10 protein-coding genes are annotated in these 17,992 nt (G+C 55.2%); 8 read left to right on the top strand and 2 right to left on the bottom strand.

The genetic code is table 11. The annotated features are described in order from the left end of the window. Positions 1-419: 419 nt before the first annotated feature. Together Q3A80_RS30300 and Q3A80_RS30295 are read right to left on the bottom strand one after the other, a co-directional pair. A complete protein-coding gene (locus Q3A80_RS30300; protein ID WP_446332465.1) occupies positions 420-2,645 on the bottom strand; it encodes an nSTAND3 domain-containing NTPase in 2,226 nt (741 codons plus the stop codon). 647 nt (positions 2,646-3,292) lie between these two features. Continuing rightward, positions 3,293-3,640, bottom strand: a complete 348-nt coding sequence (locus Q3A80_RS30295) for an NUMOD1 domain-containing DNA-binding protein (protein ID WP_446332480.1) — start codon at positions 3,638-3,640, stop codon at positions 3,293-3,295. 1,312 nt (positions 3,641-4,952) lie between these two features. Between Q3A80_RS30295 and Q3A80_RS30290 the strand changes: the two genes are divergently transcribed. The 8 genes from Q3A80_RS30290 to Q3A80_RS30255 all read left to right on the top strand — a co-directional run bounded on the left by Q3A80_RS30290 (position 4,953) and on the right by Q3A80_RS30255 (position 17,757). Next, positions 4,953-6,509, top strand: a complete 1,557-nt coding sequence (locus Q3A80_RS30290) for a class I SAM-dependent DNA methyltransferase (protein ID WP_446332464.1) — start codon at positions 4,953-4,955, stop codon at positions 6,507-6,509. A gap of 229 nt (positions 6,510-6,738) precedes the next feature. Continuing rightward, on the top strand, positions 6,739-7,791 hold the full coding sequence (locus tag Q3A80_RS30285) for a restriction endonuclease subunit S (RefSeq protein WP_446332463.1): 1,053 nt from the start codon (positions 6,739-6,741) through the stop codon (positions 7,789-7,791). Positions 7,792-7,822: 31 nt separating this feature from the next. Beyond that, positions 7,823-10,906, top strand: a complete 3,084-nt coding sequence (locus Q3A80_RS30280) for a type I restriction endonuclease subunit R (RefSeq protein WP_446332462.1) — start codon at positions 7,823-7,825, stop codon at positions 10,904-10,906. 504 nt (positions 10,907-11,410) lie between these two features. Next, on the top strand, positions 11,411-11,659 hold the full coding sequence (locus Q3A80_RS30275) for a DUF4258 domain-containing protein (RefSeq protein ID WP_446332461.1): 249 nt from the start codon (positions 11,411-11,413) through the stop codon (positions 11,657-11,659). Then, positions 11,659-13,443: an N-6 DNA methylase gene (locus tag Q3A80_RS30270; protein WP_446332460.1), complete on the top strand. Its 1,785-nt coding sequence runs from the start codon at positions 11,659-11,661 to the stop codon at positions 13,441-13,443. The genes Q3A80_RS30275 and Q3A80_RS30270 overlap by 1 nt, the downstream gene beginning before the upstream one ends. A gap of 193 nt (positions 13,444-13,636) precedes the next feature. Next, positions 13,637-15,211, top strand: a complete 1,575-nt coding sequence (locus Q3A80_RS30265; protein ID WP_446332459.1) for a nucleotide-binding domain-containing protein — start codon at positions 13,637-13,639, stop codon at positions 15,209-15,211. An 11-nt stretch (positions 15,212-15,222) separates the two neighbouring features. Then, positions 15,223-16,821, top strand: a complete 1,599-nt coding sequence (locus tag Q3A80_RS30260) for an SAVED domain-containing protein (RefSeq protein WP_446332458.1) — start codon at positions 15,223-15,225, stop codon at positions 16,819-16,821. A 603-nt stretch (positions 16,822-17,424) separates the two neighbouring features. Continuing rightward, the gene (locus tag Q3A80_RS30255; protein ID WP_446332457.1) at positions 17,425-17,757 is read left to right on the top strand and encodes a hypothetical protein; all 333 of its coding nucleotides are present in this window, start codon (positions 17,425-17,427) and stop codon (positions 17,755-17,757) included. Positions 17,758-17,992 lie beyond the last annotated feature (235 nt).

The following is a 17,992-nucleotide window of genomic DNA, read 5'->3' as shown; positions in this document are numbered from 1 at the left end:
ATGCGAAGATTGGGAGTTCGATCCTCCTCCACTCCACCAACGGAATCCCTTTAAAACCGGTCACTTGGGACAGGAATCATATTTTTTCCCCGAGTGCAAAGATATGCCCCCCCGACAAAGTGCAGCCTTATGCTTCAACAACAAAGCCGGCCTTGTGCCGGCTTTGTTGTTTGGGCGCGACTAACCGTAGCTCGGCTGTGCCCGCGTGTGTATCGAGATGAGGCGAAGGCGCCGTCGAGATCACGCGACCGATCGTGGCCCCTTTCGCCCCTATATCTGTTGGCGATCGTCGATGCGATCATGACAGATAAGTCGACGGCGGATTCAACCGGTCGATGCAACACACTAGACGCTGCGTAAGCAGTGGAGGTGTTGCGAATGAAACAGCGGCGCAGGAGTTTAGGCGCATATACATTCTGCTATTCATCGACATCATCAAAGATGCTACGCTCATTTTCTTGAATGATCGTATCCTCTAGTGTGCCGAGTCCGTCAGTCTCATCACTTCCGGAAGACTCCTCATAAAATTGATTGTCAATCCACTTGTCGATGCGCCGGCGTTCCACATTGACAGTACCCAAAATCGCTTCATCTTCTGGAAAACATTCCTCCAAGATATCCAGCGTGCGTGTATACGGTGCTACATAATCATTCGGTTCTTCGGATGAATCGTATCCCGACGTAGCGTCGTTTCGTACATCGCTTAATTTTGGAATCAGCTGGAGTTTAATCTGGTTCAAGACGTTCTGATACTCGGCGTTGGTGAATACCGAGCGAAGATCTTTGTCGCTAAGGGCGCTTAAATCCCTTCCTCGGATTGCGTAATCGCTTACTTTGTCAACGAAGATCAGTCTTGACGATGGTGGAAACAGCCCTTCTTGATGAAGCCGGATTGCCACTGAGACTTCTGATACCGCATCTAGATACAACCCTGGAGAATGTATCTTAGAAGGAAGCTCTGGGTGGCGTGTCAAGAATTTCTCTAAAAAAGATTTAGAGCAACGGCGCACCAAGAAATTATGTAAGGCCGTTTTGGCAGACCAATAAAATTGGTAGACGGGTTTTTCATGATTCGATTCATCGACAAATTCATCTAGCTTGTCGATCATCAAAAAATGCATTGACGACGGGAGTACGACCGCGTTCTTGATGCCAACATCACCACATGTTACCTGCTGCATAAGGCGAGCGGGAGAAGTTCCTCGAACATAAATCTCGAGTAGTTCGATATTCTTTCGCACTAGTGTTGCGAATGCATCACCCACGGTTGGATGTCGAAATTTCCAGGATGGCTCGCCATCAGTGAATGCCTGAGACACTAAACTGCCCTTCAATGCCTCCAGTGCGCTTATACACGCACCCAGGCTACTTCCCATTCTAATTATTGCGTTTTCTTCGGCGTTATCCAATTCGATCGGGCTCCGGAGATCATCCTTGCGCATGTAAATAAGAGCCAATGCGGACCGACTGTGAATGTCAAGCCCTTCAATGATCTCGGAAAGCAACTGCTCCCTATTTTCGATGAATGATTTGAGCCCGGATTCCGAGGTGGAAATGGATTTTGTAAATAATGGATCGGAGAGTCTTCTTGCCATCTCCGGAATGAAGCGAGGGTGATCGGCAACGTCGCCCAAGAACGGCTTGACGAGTTTCAGAAATTCTTTAGATTGAGATCCAAACTTCAGGTGATTGTATAAAATTTGCTGCTTCTCTGCTAGAGTCAGAGCGTGCACATCCACCACCACTTGACTCTCGTTTAATAGCGGAAATGCGCTGGCTTTGAGATCGCGTCGTGCAGCGTTGTAGATGTAGTCGCGGGATGTCAAAACAATTTTTGCTCCGCCTTTTATCGCGGCACGGATTTCTGGGATTTTCGAATTCCATTCCAGCGCAAGATTGTTTTCATACTGCGTGCTACCGAATGCATCATCAACCCAAAAGAACTGAGAGTTTTCTTCGGTATTCCACCGGTCCATCAAAAGCTCGGCACGAGTGATTTTTATAACGGATGATTCATATTTGTCAGCTGCTGCCATTGCAAGCATTGCGGCGATGGTGGACTTGCCCGCCGCGGGTTCGCCAATGAGCAGTACGAAGCCATGCGTGTCGATAGCATGTGCAGCTTTAGTGTAAGCATCCGTGATGACAACCTTCGCCAACTCTTCATGCATGCTGTCAAGAACAGCTTTCGCTTGTTTGTATGCTCTGTCGTCAAGAATCTGTGAAAGATCACCGAGCCCGTAGACTCTTGGAACCAGCATTCTTAATCGCTTGCTGGATTTTATCTGCTCTTCAAGCCAATTTGACCCATATGTTATAGATTGCTTGACTCCGGAATTTTTCAATGCGGCATGAATTTTTTCGTCGGTTGCGCCTGAAATCCCGGCATTTGTGAGTAGTATGTATGCATCACACAAACCTTTGTCTACTAATGCTTTTGCCTTGCCGAATTCGTCGGATAAATCGGACGCTGTAAGGGAGTATCCGGGGCGATTTGTGAATTTGCATTGGATAACGAATTTACCTGATAACGTTTCACCCTTTTGAGTTGTCCAGCTGCCACAGAATGCACCATCTCTTCCCCCATCATTAACGTCAAGAAACGATTGTACCGTTTGACCTAAAATTTCCCGGGTGATAGTCAAGCAGAGCTTTTGAAACGAATGCCACCCGAGTCGATGAAGGTTGAAGGCTGTATTTATTGACGTCATATCAGTCACAATTTTTAATTCAATGTGCGAATCATGGGCGAATGTTCGCGTCACTGTTTGGGCAGTGCGTGTCGGCACCTCACTTCAGGCGCGCGTGACTCGTTTTACGTCCTGCGATTTACATCTTCCGCTTCTCAGGTGATGCTACGTGGCTGTCGGCTATCTGATGACGACCGGAAGTATTTTGCAATGAGTTCGAGCTTTGTGGAAGGTATGTGGTACTTGAGTGACATGCGTTCGTGGAGCTTTGACGATGGCCAAAGAACAAAGTGCAATGAAACCCGTACTATCGGGACAAAGTGCAAAGAATCGAGTTCTGCGAGTAGAGATCTGTTCGACGCAGACCTTGCCGCACGATCGCTCTAGCGCAAAGAGATGGTTCTGGTAGAGTGCAAAGAGACGCTCCCTGTCTCACACTTAGGCCGGTTTTTTCATTTGGGCTCTACTTCCGTCATCGTCTGGTTTGACACCCCGCCGGGTGACATCAGGGTGACAGGCGGGTGCCCGTCTGAGCGCCAGAATGACACATGGGCTGCCGCTCGGTCAAATCTCCGAAGCGGCGGTCGGTACCAGCAGAGACCCTAAAACGCGTTCGCGTATTGCCAATGCAACCCGCCGGCGGTTTGGCGATGTCCCTTACACACCGAACAGATGTGGGAGTTGCTGATATTCTTGGCTCGAGCAGCGTCTGAAACGCTCGGAAAGACCTCATTTGTATCGATGCACCTCACCGCTTTGGTCTTCAAACGCCTTGGTCTGAGCGGCTCTTGGGTTACCCGCACGACGTCTTCCGGAGACGTCCACCGGCACCCTCCCGCAAGCCTGCGTTTGCCAGCAAGTACGGCCGAGATGTTTCCTTGACTGAGGCCGGTGCTCCGGGCCGCCTCCGCTATTGACGGATAGGAAACTCCTGTCTCAACGCAGATCACGACATGCGGGTTATTCGTCAGATCTTTCTCGCGGGATACATCTACCACGCCCCACTGTGGGAATTCGCATTTCTCGAACTCGACCCAGTAGTCGGGTTGTGACGAAGTTCCTGACAAACTTCTCAATTACCTTCCGCTTGTCGACCCAATAGCACTCAGTGTCCCCGCTCCAGCGCCTTCTTTCGCGCATTCCCGCCAGGAATATGCGCCGGTCGCTGTGAGCCGCGAAAATTCGGTGTATCTGATTTTCCAGGACGATGGCGTCGATCTCCTTCATTTTTGCCCGGAAGAAGACTCGCCGCAGATGCCATCCATACCTCTGTTCGATACCCCTGCTTGTGATCCCCACTTTCAAGGAAGCGATGCCGAACGCCTCGACCTCCGCCACGACGATCCACGTCGGTCGTCCTTCGTCGCGCGTTTCCAATAGCCGCCGGAGCCTGTTCGCACCCTGCCCGACCTGTTCATTCCCACAGTCCGGACATTTGTATGCTGACTTCCTCAGATAGTCTGCAGACACCGAATGCCAACCGTGGCATTCGCACTCGATCTGGATTCGAGTCGCTCGCAGCTCTTCGTTGAAAACGAAACTCGAAAGCTGGACATGGCTCGGCATCAAACCGGCAAGCTCGCTACGGAGCTGATCTTCGGTGGGCCGACGACCGGCAGAGGCGGCCTCCTTTGCGCAGTGCCGACATCCGGTCACGCCGTTTACCATCAAGTATGTGGGCCGAGTGGTCTCCAACTGTTCGTGCCGTCGACATCGAACCTGGATGGTCTTGGTCATCCCTCGGAAGGAGCTCACTACCGTAAGTCTGGCTGACGCGTTATCGTCGAACCATTTCCTGAACTTGGCTTCCTGGTCTTCCAGCCTTCCGGCGCTTCGTGCCGCGTATTCGCACCGTGGGCATCCGCCTCCCTTGTATCGCAAGTGATCGAAGGGGAGCACGCTGAACGAATGGTGATGCGTGAGGCAGAAGACAGATACCTCAGGTCCTCGCTGCGTAGCGAACTGCTGTTCAGAATCTTCATAGGCAAAGGCACCTGCGCCGTGCCGTTCTCGCGCCATCCTGACCCAGTCGCAAAAATTTCGTCGGCGCCTGACCGAGGTTGCCTCATCAGAATATCTTCGACTCTTCATTTTTTGATGAGTGAAGGACCGATTCAAGGTCTCCCGGCTTTCTGCCGAAGTCCTGCGGGAGTTTTCCCAGCTGGGCCGGGCACGCCCGTCAGATTACTGACCGACTGTCGATTGCAAGGCCACGGCAAACGGCATAATGTCGGCCTGCACCAATCTACCAGAAGACCACCAATGATCGAGGACATCAGAAAGACGCTGTGGGCCGCCGCAGACAAGCTGCGTGCCAATATGGACGCGGCTGAGTACAAGCACATTGCGCTCGGGCTGATTTTTGTCAAGTATATTTCAGACACCTTTCAGGCTCGCCGTGATGAGCTGGCCGCGCGTTTCCTGGACACAAACGACGACTACTTTCTGCCGGATAGCGAAGAAGACCAGATTGCTGCCGAACTGGAAGACCGTGACTATTACCGGGAAGTCAATGTGTTCTGGGTACCTGAAGCTGCTCGCTGGGAGAGCCTTCGAGCACAAGCGAAGCAGGCCGACATCGGAAAGCGCATCGACGAAGCCCTGGCTGCAATCGAAGGCGAGAACCCCAAGCTCAAGGGCATCCTCGACAAGCGCTACGCCCGTGCCCAGCTACCTGACGGCAAGCTCGGCGAACTCGTAGACCTGATCTCGCAGATCGGCTTCGGCAACGACGCGATTATCGCTCGCGACATTCTCGGCCAGGTCTATGAATACTTCCTCGGCCAGTTCGCCAGTGCGGAAGGCAAGAAGGGTGGCCAGTTCTACACGCCTGCAAGCATCGTCAAGACGCTCGTAGATGTGCTCGCTCCCCATCGCGGCAAGGTCTACGATCCATGCTGTGGGTCAGGCGGCATGTTCGTGCAGTCGGAGAAGTTCATCGAGGCGCACGGCGGCAAGTTGGGCGACGTGTCCATCTATGGGCAGGAATCGAACCCGACAACGTGGCGTCTCGCAGCTATGAACCTTGCGATTCGCGGGATCGACTACGACCTCGGCAAGGAGCCAGCGGATAGTTTCACTCGCAACCAGCATCCCGACCTGCGTGCCGACTTCGTATTAGCTAACCCGCCGTTCAACATCTCGGACTGGTGGCATGGCAGCCTCGAAGGCGATCCACGCTGGGTCTACGGCACGCCGCCGCAGGCCAACGCGAACTACGCGTGGTTGCAGCACATGCTTTATCACCTCAAGCCGAATGGCCGTGCGGGCATCGTGCTCGCCAACGGCTCGATGAGTTCGAGCCAGAACAGCGAAGGTGAGATTCGAGCGGCGATGGTCGAGGCCGACGTGGTCGAGTGCATGGTTGCGTTGCCGGGACAGTTGTTCTTCAACACACAGATACCCGCCTGCCTCTGGTTTCTCACGAAGCAAAAGACGAGCCGTAAAGGTGAAGTGCTGTTCATCGACGCTCGGAAGTTGGGTCGATCCGTTAGCCGAGTGCAGATCGAACTCGCTGATGAGGACATCGCAAAGATTGCCGAGACGGTATATGCATGGCGCGGTGACGCTGATGCGACGGGGGATTATGCCGATCTGCCCGGATTCTGCCGCAGTGTGAGCTTGGCCGAAATCGCCGAACATGGTCATGTACTGACCCCGGGACGTTATGTTGGTGCGGAGGAGGTTGAGGACGACGACGAAGCCTTCGACGAGAAGATGCAGAAGCTCACCGAGAAGTTGGGCGAGCAAATGGCCAAGGGTGTTGAACTGGACACGTTGATTCGGCAGAAGCTGGGGGGGCTCGGGTATGAATTCTGAGACGTCTCGTAGCCTAGGTCACTACATAACCCTGATACGCGGGACGACGTACAAAGGGAGTCTTGTAGGCTCGCCGGGACCGGCATTGCTAGGACTGGGAGCAATTGAGCCCGGTGGTGGATTTCGTGAAAAGGACTTCAAGACATACGGCGGGGAGTGTCCTGAGAAGCTAATGCTTTTCCCGGGCGATATGTTCGGCGCTCTAAAGGGGGCTACTAAGGACGGTAAGATGATTGGCTCGGTAGCAAGAGTGCCTGACTTCATACCGGCCGGCCGCTTGACCCAAGACACTGTGAAGCTGGTGTTTAACGAATCGGACGAAGCCACAAAAACGTATATCTATTGGCTGCTTCGAACTCCACAGTATCGAGAGTATTGTGCGGGGCGTGCGATGGGTAGCGCTGTCGTCGCGCTAAGCCGAGAAGATTTTCTTTCATACCCCGTTCCACCTTTGACCCGTCCTCGAGCCCATCTGGTCGAATTGCTGGAACTGATAGAGCGTAGATGTCGGGTGCTCCGAGAAGCCAACGCCACTCTCGAAGCCATCGCCCAAGCTCTATTCAAGTCCTGGTTCGTCGACTTCGATCCGGTTCGTGCAAAGGCAGAAAAACGTGAGCCGGAAGGACTCGATGCGGATACGGCTGCGCTGTTCCCGGATGGGTTCGAGGAGTCGAACTCACAGTTGGTGCCGAGGGGGTGGAGCGTGCGATCCATCTACGATGTTTCGACCGTCGTGTACGGAGCACCATTTGCCTCCAAGCGCTTTAATGCTGACCGAATCGGTCGTCCATTAATTAGGATCAGAGACCTAAAGGACGAAGCTCCGGGGGTTTACACAGACGAGGTGCATCCAAAAGGCTACGTAGTCCAGCCTGGAGATCTAGTTGTCGGGATGGACGGCGAGTTCCGAGCGTATCTTTGGGGCGGCGAGCCCGCTTGGCTCAATCAGCGAGTATGTGTATTCCAACCGATTGATGACATTTCGCCCGCATTTGTCCACTTGTCAATTAAGCCGCTCCTGGCGGCCGTTGAAGCAACCGAGACAGCAACGACCGTCATTCATCTTGGCAAGAACGACATCGATCGCTTCCGCGTTCTGGTGCCGACAATCAGTGTGCTAGAAGCATTTGGCGGTCTTTCCACGCCGATATACAACAAGATCGTCCAGAACAAACAAACAGCATCGTCGTTAGCCGCCTTGAGGGATGCACTACTACCTCGCCTGATCTCAGGCCAACTGCGGATTCCTGAAGCTGAAGCCTTGTTAGAAAACGCCGCCTAGAAGAAACGCATACAACGGGGCCAAGATAGACATGACCGAAGATCAACTGGAACAAGAAGCACTCGACTGGCTGAAGGAAGTTGGTTACAGCCATCTCTACGGCCCCGATATTGCGCCCGATGGTGACTCGCCGGAACGTACCGACTACCGGCAGATATTGCTGGTTTACCGACTGCGCAAAGCTATCAATCTGCTGAATCCTTCAGTTCCACTAGCGGCACGAGAAGACGCGTTGCGGCAGGTCCTCAATCTTGACACTCCGGTCCTGCTCTCAGCCAACCGCATCTTGCACAATCTGCTCGTCAACGGCGTACCAGTCGAGTATCAGAAGGATGGCGAGACCCGTGGCGACTTCGTGAGGCTGATCGACTTCGCCGACGCTACCGCAAACGAATGGCTGGCGATCAATCAATTCAGCATCAAGGGGCCGAAGTACGCTCGTCGCCCTGACATCATCCTGTTCGTGAACGGGCTGCCGCTCGTGCTCCTCGAACTGAAGAACCCCGCCGACGAGAACGCCGATATCTGGAAGGCATACGATCAGATCCAAACGTACAAAGAGCAGATCCCCGACATCTTCGAGTACAACGAGATCCTGGTCATCTCCGATGGCAGCGAAGCACGAATGGGCTCGCTGTCGGCGAATTCGGAGCGCTTCCTTGCATGGCGGACCATCGATGGCAGGATGCTAGATCCACTAGGGCAGTTCAACGAACTCGAAACGTTGATTCGAGGCGTCCTCGCTCCGACCTACCTGCTCGACTACCTTCGCTTCTTCGTGCTCTTCGAGGATGATGGCGGGCTGGTGAAGAAGATCGCAGGCTACCATCAGTTCCACGCGGTGCGTGCAGCGATTGCACAAGTGGTCGAAGCGTCGAGACCAGGCGGGAGCCAGAAGGGCGGCGTCGTATGGCATACGCAAGGCAGCGGCAAGAGCATCACGATGACCTGCTTTGCTGCGCGAGTCATGCGCGAAGGAGCGATGGGGAATCCCACTATCGTCGTCATCACCGATCGCAACGACCTTGACGGCCAGCTATTCGGCGTGTTCTCGCTTTCGGAGGACCTTCTTCGTGAGGAGCCGATTCAAGTTACCACCCGGCAGGACTTGCGGGATAAGCTTGCAAATCGACCCTCCGGCGGCATCGTCTTCGCCACGATCCAGAAGTTCATGCCGGGTGAGGATGAGGATACGTTCCCTGTACTGTCTGATCGTCACAACATCGTTGTCATCGCCGACGAAGCACATCGCACGCAGTACGGTTTCTCTGCGAAGTTCAAGGGCGAGGAGAAGGGCTACCAGGTCGGCTATGCGCAGCACCTACGCGACGCACTGCCGAATGCTACCTTCGTCGCCTTCACGGGTACACCTGTTTCGAAGGAGGATCGTGATACCCGCGCAGTGTTCGGAGACTACATCCACGTCTACGACATGCAGCAGGCCCGCGACGACGGGGCCACGGTTCCCATCTACTACGAGTCGCGCCTTGCGAAGCTCGGGCTGAAGGAAGAGGCGCTGCCCGAAATCGATGAGGAAGTCGATGAGCTGGCAGAGGATGAAGAGGCGGATGAGCAATCGCGGCTGAAGACGCGTTGGGCTGCGCTCGAAAAGGTGGTCGGTGCCGAGCCCCGGATCAGGAGCATTGCAGCCGACCTCGTTGCGCACTTCGAAGAGCGTAACAAGGCTATGCCTGGAAAGGCAATGCTCGTCGCGATGAGCCGGGAGATCTGCGTGCATCTCTACGACGAGATCGTGAAGCTGCGCCCTGACTGGCACGACCCCGATCCCGAGAAGGGAGCGATCAAGATCATCATGACCGGGTCAGCGTCGGACAAGGCATTGCTCCGCCCGCACATCTACCCGAAGCAGGTTAAGAAGCGGCTTGAGAAGCGCTTCAAAGATCCTGCCGATCCACTACGACTCGTGATCGTCCGCGACATGTGGCTAACGGGCTTCGATGCGCCATGCGTGCATACGCTATACGTCGACAAGCCGATGAAGGGGCACAACCTGATGCAGGCTATCGCTCGCGTCAATCGTGTCTTCCGAGACAAGCAAGGCGGGCTGGTAGTCGATTACATCGGCATCGCCAATGACCTCAAGCTGGCCCTCAAGGAATACACAGCCAGCAATGGTCGCGGGCGGCCTACCGTCGATGCGCATGAAGCGTACGCCGTTCTCGAAGAGAAGCTCGACATCCTCCGAGGGATACTTCACGGCTTCGACTACAGCGACTTTTTGACTGGCGGGCACAAGCTACTCGCCGGTGCGGCCAATTTCGTGTTGGGGCAGAAGGACGGCAAGAAGCGATTCGCGGATGTTGCGCTAGAGATGAGCAAGGCATTCACGCTGTGCTGTACGCTCGATGAGGCGAAGGCGGTACGTGAGGAGGTGGCCTTCTTCCAGGCCGTGAAGGTGCTGCTGACGAAGCGGGAGATCAGCGAGAAGAAGCGTACTGACGAGGAGCGAGACCTGGCAATCCGGCAGATCATTGGCTCCGCAGTCGTTTCGGAGGATGTAGTTGATATCTTTCAGTCCGTGGGCCTCGACAAGCCGAACATCGGTATCCTCGACGATGACTTCCTTGCCGAAGTGCAGAACCTGCCCGAGCGTAACCTCGCCGTCGAGCTGCTGGAGCGTTTGCTCGAAGGCGAGATCAAGAGTCGCTTCGGCAGCAACGTCGTGCAGGAGAAGAAGTTCTCGGAGTTGCTCGCAAGTGTGATTACTCGCTACCAGAATCGATCCATCGAGACCGCACAGGTGATCGAAGAGCTGATCGAAATGGCGAAGAAGTTCCGCGAGGCGGCGAACCGGGGCGAGGAGCTAGGGCTGAATGAAGATGAGTTGCGCTTCTACGATGCGCTTGCGAACAACGAAGCGTCGGTGCGGCTGCTCGGCGACGAAACGTTGAAGAAGATCGCCCATGAGCTCACCGAGAACCTTCGCCAGAACGTCAGCGTCGATTGGGAGAAGCGCGAAAGCGTGCGGGCGAAGCTGCGGTTAATGGTGAAGCGCATCCTGCGGAAGTACAAGTATCCACCTGATCAGCAGGAGGAGGCCGTGCAGACGGTATTGCAGCAGGCAGAGAAGCTGAGTGCAGAGTGGGCTGCCTAGGAGAGTCGAACCTTCGATGCAGTTGCGCAGAGGAGAAACGAGATGCGAGCACCATTTTGCAGGTGGCGCGATAGTAGTACCCGCGTGTCAGCTTGCTAGTCCCTCGCCAGACCATCCCGGCCGCCACCTCGGGTCACCCCTTTGGAAAACACCGGTGACCCTAGCCTCAAAAACTGCGTTCATCTACACGGTGCCTGCCCGTTTGTCGCTGCATCCAGCGAAAACACTTGATGCCGTCGTTAATGTGGGCCGCGTGCACGGCGTCGCGGAGCGGCAGGCGCAGTAGATCCGCGCGCATGTGGAGGCCGTCCTGCCCTGCCGACAGGCAGAATCAGGACGAGCCGTTGACGATGATCGGGGCTCCCGATCCAATGGGCACTTTCCGTGGTTGATCAGCTAGCTCTTCTATCGATATCTCCATCATCTTTTTTGTAATTAAATTACGTTTGACAGAAGAGAATTCCCTCGGTAGTATCTCGCCATCAACATGGGAAGAAAAACAACATGCAACAGACCCGACACATCAAGCAACGCATGTCCCAGCGGGGAATCAGCCGCGAAATGGTCGAGCTTGTGCTCGACCACGGCGTCCCCGACCAAGACAAATATGTTCTGGGACGCAAGGATGCGCTTCGTCTCCTGGAAGACCTCCAGCGCTCCGAGCGCCTCCTTAAGAAAATTCTCGACAAGGGTGGATTGGTGGTTGTCGCCAACGGCGATGCATTGATCACCACCTACAACTACAAACAGTAATGGACAGTCTGGTGAAAGAAAGTCTCGTCTGGCAGGTCATTGAGCGCGTGCGCGGTGCCATGGATCCGTGGCACGCGCTGGAACTGGTTCTTCAAGTTCTCGTCTGGGAGAAATGGTCAAACGAAGGTCGCCTTCCGGTATCTCTACAATTCAGCAAGGCTTTGGGCATACAGCAATGCATCGACATATGGCAGCAGTTCGGCCGTCACGACGCGTCGCTCAAGCAGGCCTTTCCGGACACCCGGACACTTGCCTCGTCGGGGGCATCGACGTTGCTGGCCACGCTGGAAGTCGTTTATCAGTTACGTGAAACTGGCGTCCTGAATACCGACGATGTCACTGATCTGGTGGTGCGTTTGCCGGCCGGTACCGGCGGTGAGATAGCCCGTCCGGCGGAACTGGTGGAGCTGATGTCAGCGGTGGGCCAGATCCAGCCTGGCGATACGGTGTACGCGCCGTGGGATTCAAGTGCACAGCTTTCCGTGCGGTGCGCGCAGCACGGAGCGCACGTCTATCTGGAAACGCCGGTACCCTCCCCATTGCCAGCGCTGATCGGGCTTCTGACGGACGGCGCGTTCACCGTCCATCATGGTGACCCGATCAGCTCGCCAACAGCCATTGAGAATGGAAGACCGCGCCGGTTCGGGATTGCCATTGCGTTCCCCCCGCTGAATCAGCGTTACGACAACGATGTTGTGAACCGGGACTGGTTCGGCCGCTTTCCCGAAAAAACCCAATCTGGCACCGTCCTCGCAATCAGACATTTGCTGGCGCACGCGACCAACCGGATCGTCGTCGCCGTAGCGCCGAGCCTGCTGTTCAGCCGGGGGGGCGAGCATGCGCTACGCGAGGATCTGGTCCGTCGCGGCGTCGTGGAAACGGTGGTCGCAATGCCTGGCGGATGCCTCATCGGCACCAACATCCCGTTTGCGCTACTGGTGTTGGATCCGCGGGGCGGGCACCAGACGGTGCGGTTTATTAATGCCGATGGGGATCAGTTTCGTGAACCTGTCTCCAAGGCTCGCGCGAGATTAATCAACGTTTCGGAACTGATTTCCCTCGTCGTTGGAGAGTCCACTAACGACAATGCCGTAGCCGTGGCGCCTGTTGCCGAAATTCTTGGTAACGATGCGCAGCTTCAGGTAAGCCGCTATGTGCTCCCACCCTCGCAAAGGCGGCTTCAGGCCAAAATGGCAAATGCCCGACAGGTATCGCTGGGTGAGCTGGTGACGACCATCCGCCCGGTCTCGACGAAGCCGGGTACTGATGGTGATCGATTTGATGTGTGGGAGATCGGCGCTTCCGACCTACCTCCATTTGGGTATATCCAGGCTCCCGGGAAGACGATTTCCGTCGAAGGCCATGCGGTACAGGCAAAGCAATATCTGATGCCTTATGACATCGTGCTGATTGTCAAAGGCAGCGTTGGAAAACTAGGAATCGTCCCGGGGAACGTGCCTCCGCCTGGACCCGGCGGATGGGTCGCAGGCGTATCGGCGATTGTCTTGCGAACCGATCGGAAGGATGTAGAGCCTCGCGCGCTCGCGCTTCAGCTGCGTTCGCCGTTGGGGCAGGCCTTGCTTCGCAGCATTGTGTCTGGCGGGACGACCATCCAGATGATCAACCTGCATGAGTTAACCCGTCTTGCCGTCTGGCTGCCGGCGTTGGCGGAGACACATGCAGCAGCCCAAGCGCTCGAAGAGGAAGCACGGATTCAGCAAGAAATTAACCGGCTGTCCCGTCTCCAAGGTGAAGTTGCGGCAGGGCTCTGGACACTCGATTGAGTCCAATTCAATAAGCCATCGATGATCGAGGACATCAAGTAAACCCTCGCTACCCGAAGCAGGACGGTATCGGGAGGGCGACAAAAGCCTCATGCGACTGACTACTTTCCAACATGTGTCGAGCAAACGGTGTCGAAGCACCACATCGTGTTGGTGCAGGTGACCTAATGCAAATCCTGACGGTACCATCTTTATGAACAAACTGACCGCTGCCCCGACGACCGTAACGCCCACACACAAAGCAGAGCGTCTCCTTGAAGCGTTAGCGGCTTCCCTTGAAATCCCTCAAAGTAAGTACGAGGCAGCGGAGCGTAGCTATAAGTCGGTAGGTAAGTGGCTTGACAGGGACGACTCGGTCTTCGCTAGCAAGAACGTTACAGTTTACCCCCAGGGTTCTTTCCGTCTTGGTACGGTCATCCCTCCCCACGATGCGGATGGCCACTATGACTTGGACGTGGTATGTGAAATCGACATGGGCAAGCTGGAACTGACGCAAAAGCAGCTCAAGGAAAGGCTCGGGGGCGAGGTTAAGGCATACGCCAAGGCGCATGGTATGGAAGAGCCGATTGAGGCGAGGCGTTGCTGGACGCTGAACTACGCGGATGGAGCGCAGTTTCACATGGACATCCTTCCGGCGCTGCCTGACGGTCTTCGTCAAAGACTCCTGGTAGAGGCTGCGGGCATGCAAGCAAAGAGCCTGGACAAGGCTTTGGCGATAACGTGTTGGTACGACCAAAACTACAATCGAAAGACCGACGATTGGCCGGGGAGTAACCCTAAGGGGTATTCTGATTGGTTCCGCGAACGGATGAAGGTTGTCTTCAATGCCCGTCGTGAGACCTTGCGACTGTACGAAGCGCGCGCATCCGTGGAAGACATTCCGGAGTATCGCGTGACGACGCCTATGCAATCGGCCATCAAAATCCTCAAGCGCCACCGTGACATGCGCTTCACTGGGGAGGAAGACCTTCGCCCCATCTCTATCATTCTGACCACTTTGGGCGCGCTCGCGTACAACCAGGAGACAACAATCTCCGGCGCTCTGTTCGGCATTCTAAGCAGGATGGAGTCTTATATTGAGGTACGCAATGGAGTTTACTGGATCGAGAATCCAGCTGACCCACGTGAGAATTTTGCTGACAAGTGGGACGAGACGCCGGCGAAGAAGGATGCCTTCTATGACTGGCTGCAAACTGCCAAGGAAGACTTCGCGCTAGCAGCGGGGACCAGCGCTGACGAAGACTTCATCGATGTGCTGGCGCCGCGCATGGGCCGCCCTCTGGTTGAAGCAGCAGTGCGGACCGTACGTCCGACTAGCGGGCATTCTGTTGCGGCGAGTCTCACCAAAGTTTCGGACAGGATTCGCGGGTTCCGCGATGCACCGCATCGCAAGCCAATGACGTTCCCTTCGCTGAGCGGTGTTAATGGCAAAGTGTCGCTCACGCTGACCGTTAACCGCGCGGGCTACCGCCCGGACACTAGAACTGATGATGGACTGCCTGTTTCTTCTGGGAGCTCTTTGACCTTCGACGCGCACACCACAATTCCGAAGCCCTTTAAGGTCTTCTGGCAGGTGGTAAATACAGGAGACGCAGCACGCCAGGCTCGGGACCTTCGCGGTGGTTTCGATGAAGGCACGGTGCAGTCTGGTGGCATATCTCGCCACGAAACGGCTCGATACAGGGGGTCGCATAGCATCGAATGTTTCATTGTGAAAGATGGCTATTGCGTAGCAAAGAGCGGCCCCTTCATCGTCAACATCAAATAAACGAACAGTTCATGATCACCGGTTCGCCAACATCGTCACCCATCACTGCAAATCCCCCCGTTTCGATTTCCTACGGAGCAGACGATGCTGAAATTGCGAGGCTGATCAGCCCAGCAGGGGCCATAGTAACAGTGATGGCGCGAGCCTTTCGGTTCATTATTGTGATTCAAACGGGGAGTGCTTGGTCGGGACATTCTGGTGAGCTGGGCAAGTCGACATATGCCGAGCTTGCTCGCAAAGCAAAGCAGAGAGCACTGCGAAAAGTGGATTGGCCCGATACGGTCGCCGATCGCCCGCCGTCACTGCCTACTTCAGTCTTCTTGCCTGGGACTTTGATGAGTACGGCGGATTTCGCCGCGTGGGAATCCCTTCGTAAGTCGTTTATGGGTAAAGGACGAGGCCCGAGCTTGAATAGTGCGGCGAGAGACGAAGTGTTGAAAGACGCCGCCAATGTCTGCATGTTCAATGGCTGCGGGAAGCGCGTAGATAAGATCGGAAAATCTGTTCGGCCCGGCAATGTCGGACAGCTTGCACACATTGTAGGCGCCGACCCGCTTGGGCCGCGTGGACGCAATGATTCGCACACGTTGGCCGACAAGGCGGAAAATGTCATGCTTGTTTGCTATGACCACCATCGTCTCATCGATGCGATTGATCCAGAAGCCTATCCGATAGCAACTCTCCAGGAGATGCGTCGCGAGCACATGCGAAGAGTGAACGAATTGCTAGGCCAGTTGGCGTGGGCGCGTGCGATGCCACTTGTTATACGTGGTGGGATCGCGGGGCAAAGTCCGGCAGTTACGTTTCGCGAGATTTCAGAAGCGCTTGAGTCGATTCAACTCAGTGCTATGCATCCGGACGGCGAACATCTGACCATGGCCCCTATCGAAAGGCCGGAAGTGCATTATGGGTACAAGACTCTTTCGCAGCTAGAGCCAGGGCTTAGCCGTCTAATTACGGCATGTCAGACTGGTTCCTATAGGCCTACCCCAGACAATACGCTGGCAGTGTTTGCTATTCACGATACACCGGTCCTTGTCCTGGCAGGACGGATACTGGGCGAGGCCCGTACGGCGCACGTCCTCCAACGAACGAGAGGGGTGCCGAGTCCTTGGCGCTGGGTTGACCCTAACAAAAATGCGTCAAACGTCGATCTAGCTACTGACGTCAAAGCTACCGGTGCTATGGGAGCTGCGGTTGGTCTTTTAACAATTGCGATCTCTGATAACTACCAAGATGCCTGGATTCCGGATGCAACGCGTCAATTAATTGATGCCGGCGAGATGCCGTGGATTTCTATTTCCGCACAAAAACCTGGCATAAACATTGTGGAAGCCCCGTGCGACCTTGAAAGAATTATGCAGGAAATTCGCGAGGGTTTTCGACGTCTCCAGGGCGACTTCCAGGTCAAGGAGATACACCTCGTAATTGTGGCCCCCGTATCGGTAGCGTTCTCAATCGGCCGGGCTCTCCAGCCAGGCAATCACTTGCCCGTCACTGTCTTCCATCGGGTTAACGCAACTAGGCCGTTTGAATCGGCCATTAAGATTTCTAGTGACAAGGTCGAGAACGCAGACGGAGGACCAACGATTAGTATTCGGCTGCAGTAGGGCATCATCGCCGCCAGTCCTCAGGATCTGACTTCTCAGTCTCTCCCGATAACGAGTGTCCCGCTGGAGCTCGCCATCCGGCGCGCCATGCTGTGATTCGGGATCGCTGGCTGCGGCCCGTGGCCCACGATAACGCCGGTCGACTCGCACGCGGAGCAGCAGACTTTGGCGCCGAGAAAGGTCACCAGCGTACCGTGATGCATGAAGAAGTCCATGCCCTCGAGGACGACTCCACCGTTCGACGAGCGGTCTCCCTTCTTGAATAGAACCGTTTCATTATGCTTCGCCTTATTTTATTAGGTATGCGAAGTCATATCATTTCCCTCGTCGACAAACCATTGGACGGGTACGAAATTCTCTCTATGTCCGATGCATCTCTTCTTTGCGGAACCCCCCGTTTGGCTATCCAACAGCTAATTTGATTTATGAGATGCCTCACGAACTAAACTGTCCGTAGCGCGCGCGATCGAGAAGATAGTTGCGCTAGAAATCGTGAGCTAGAAGGAAGACTGAAGAGAGAGCAAAGCAGTAAGAGCGCGGGCCGCATGGGCTGCCACCCATACGACCCGCTGACCACAACCAACTCGTCTCAGGAGTCGGAAGATGGCTAACGCCTATAGTAAGTCACGTCCCAAGAAGCTCAAACAGTATCCCGAGGTTGAGCTGACCCTTGGCAACAAACCGGACCTTCCCCAAGATGGCCAACCGTACATGCCTTGGATGCGCGCCATTGACGCGCATTTCGAGATGTTCGGATTCAAGCCTGGTGATCGCGTCTACCTTCGGTTCAACTTTGATTCCCGCAGGGTCATCATCACGCCCGACTACAGCGCATTGAACTGGCGAGAGCAGCCCTATGGTGCAGTTGCGCAAAAAGAGGACGAGGATCAGGAATACGCAGCGCAGGCCCCTTTGCGCCGCTCTGTTGCCTGGTGAATGGCTCGGTATGAAGCACTTCGGCACACGCTTTGATGCAGATGGTCCGCAACGGCGCTGTTAGTAAGTTTCAACAATCGTCACAACAGACGAAAAGTTGCGTTCCGTCTTCTCCGCATTCCGCGGCATCGCGAGCATCAATGCGTGCAGTCCGACATGCAGCCATGCCGAGTACTCCACACGCATTTTCTGCGCCACCAATGCAAAAACCCCCGCCTTTCGGGCGGGGGTTCTT

This window comes from Burkholderia sp. SR8 (assembly GCF_052851275.1).
This window is presented reverse-complemented; position numbering and strand designations above follow the sequence as displayed.

Excerpts from the sequence above, each read along its gene's own strand:
- Q3A80_RS30280 (WP_446332462.1), top strand. The coding sequence starts at position 7,823 with ATGACCGAAGATCAACTGGAACAAGAAGCACTCGACTGGCTGAAGGAA.
- Q3A80_RS30260 (WP_446332458.1), top strand. The coding sequence starts at position 15,223 with ATGATCACCGGTTCGCCAACATCGTCACCCATCACTGCAAATCCCCCC.
- Q3A80_RS30270 (WP_446332460.1), top strand. The coding sequence starts at position 11,659 with ATGGACAGTCTGGTGAAAGAAAGTCTCGTCTGGCAGGTCATTGAGCGC.
- Q3A80_RS30290 (WP_446332464.1), top strand. The coding sequence starts at position 4,953 with ATGATCGAGGACATCAGAAAGACGCTGTGGGCCGCCGCAGACAAGCTG.
- Q3A80_RS30285 (WP_446332463.1), top strand. The coding sequence starts at position 6,739 with ATGATTGGCTCGGTAGCAAGAGTGCCTGACTTCATACCGGCCGGCCGC.
- Q3A80_RS30265 (WP_446332459.1), top strand. The coding sequence starts at position 13,637 with ATGAACAAACTGACCGCTGCCCCGACGACCGTAACGCCCACACACAAA.
- Q3A80_RS30275 (WP_446332461.1), top strand. The coding sequence starts at position 11,411 with ATGCAACAGACCCGACACATCAAGCAACGCATGTCCCAGCGGGGAATC.
- Q3A80_RS30255 (WP_446332457.1), top strand. The coding sequence starts at position 17,425 with ATGGCTAACGCCTATAGTAAGTCACGTCCCAAGAAGCTCAAACAGTAT.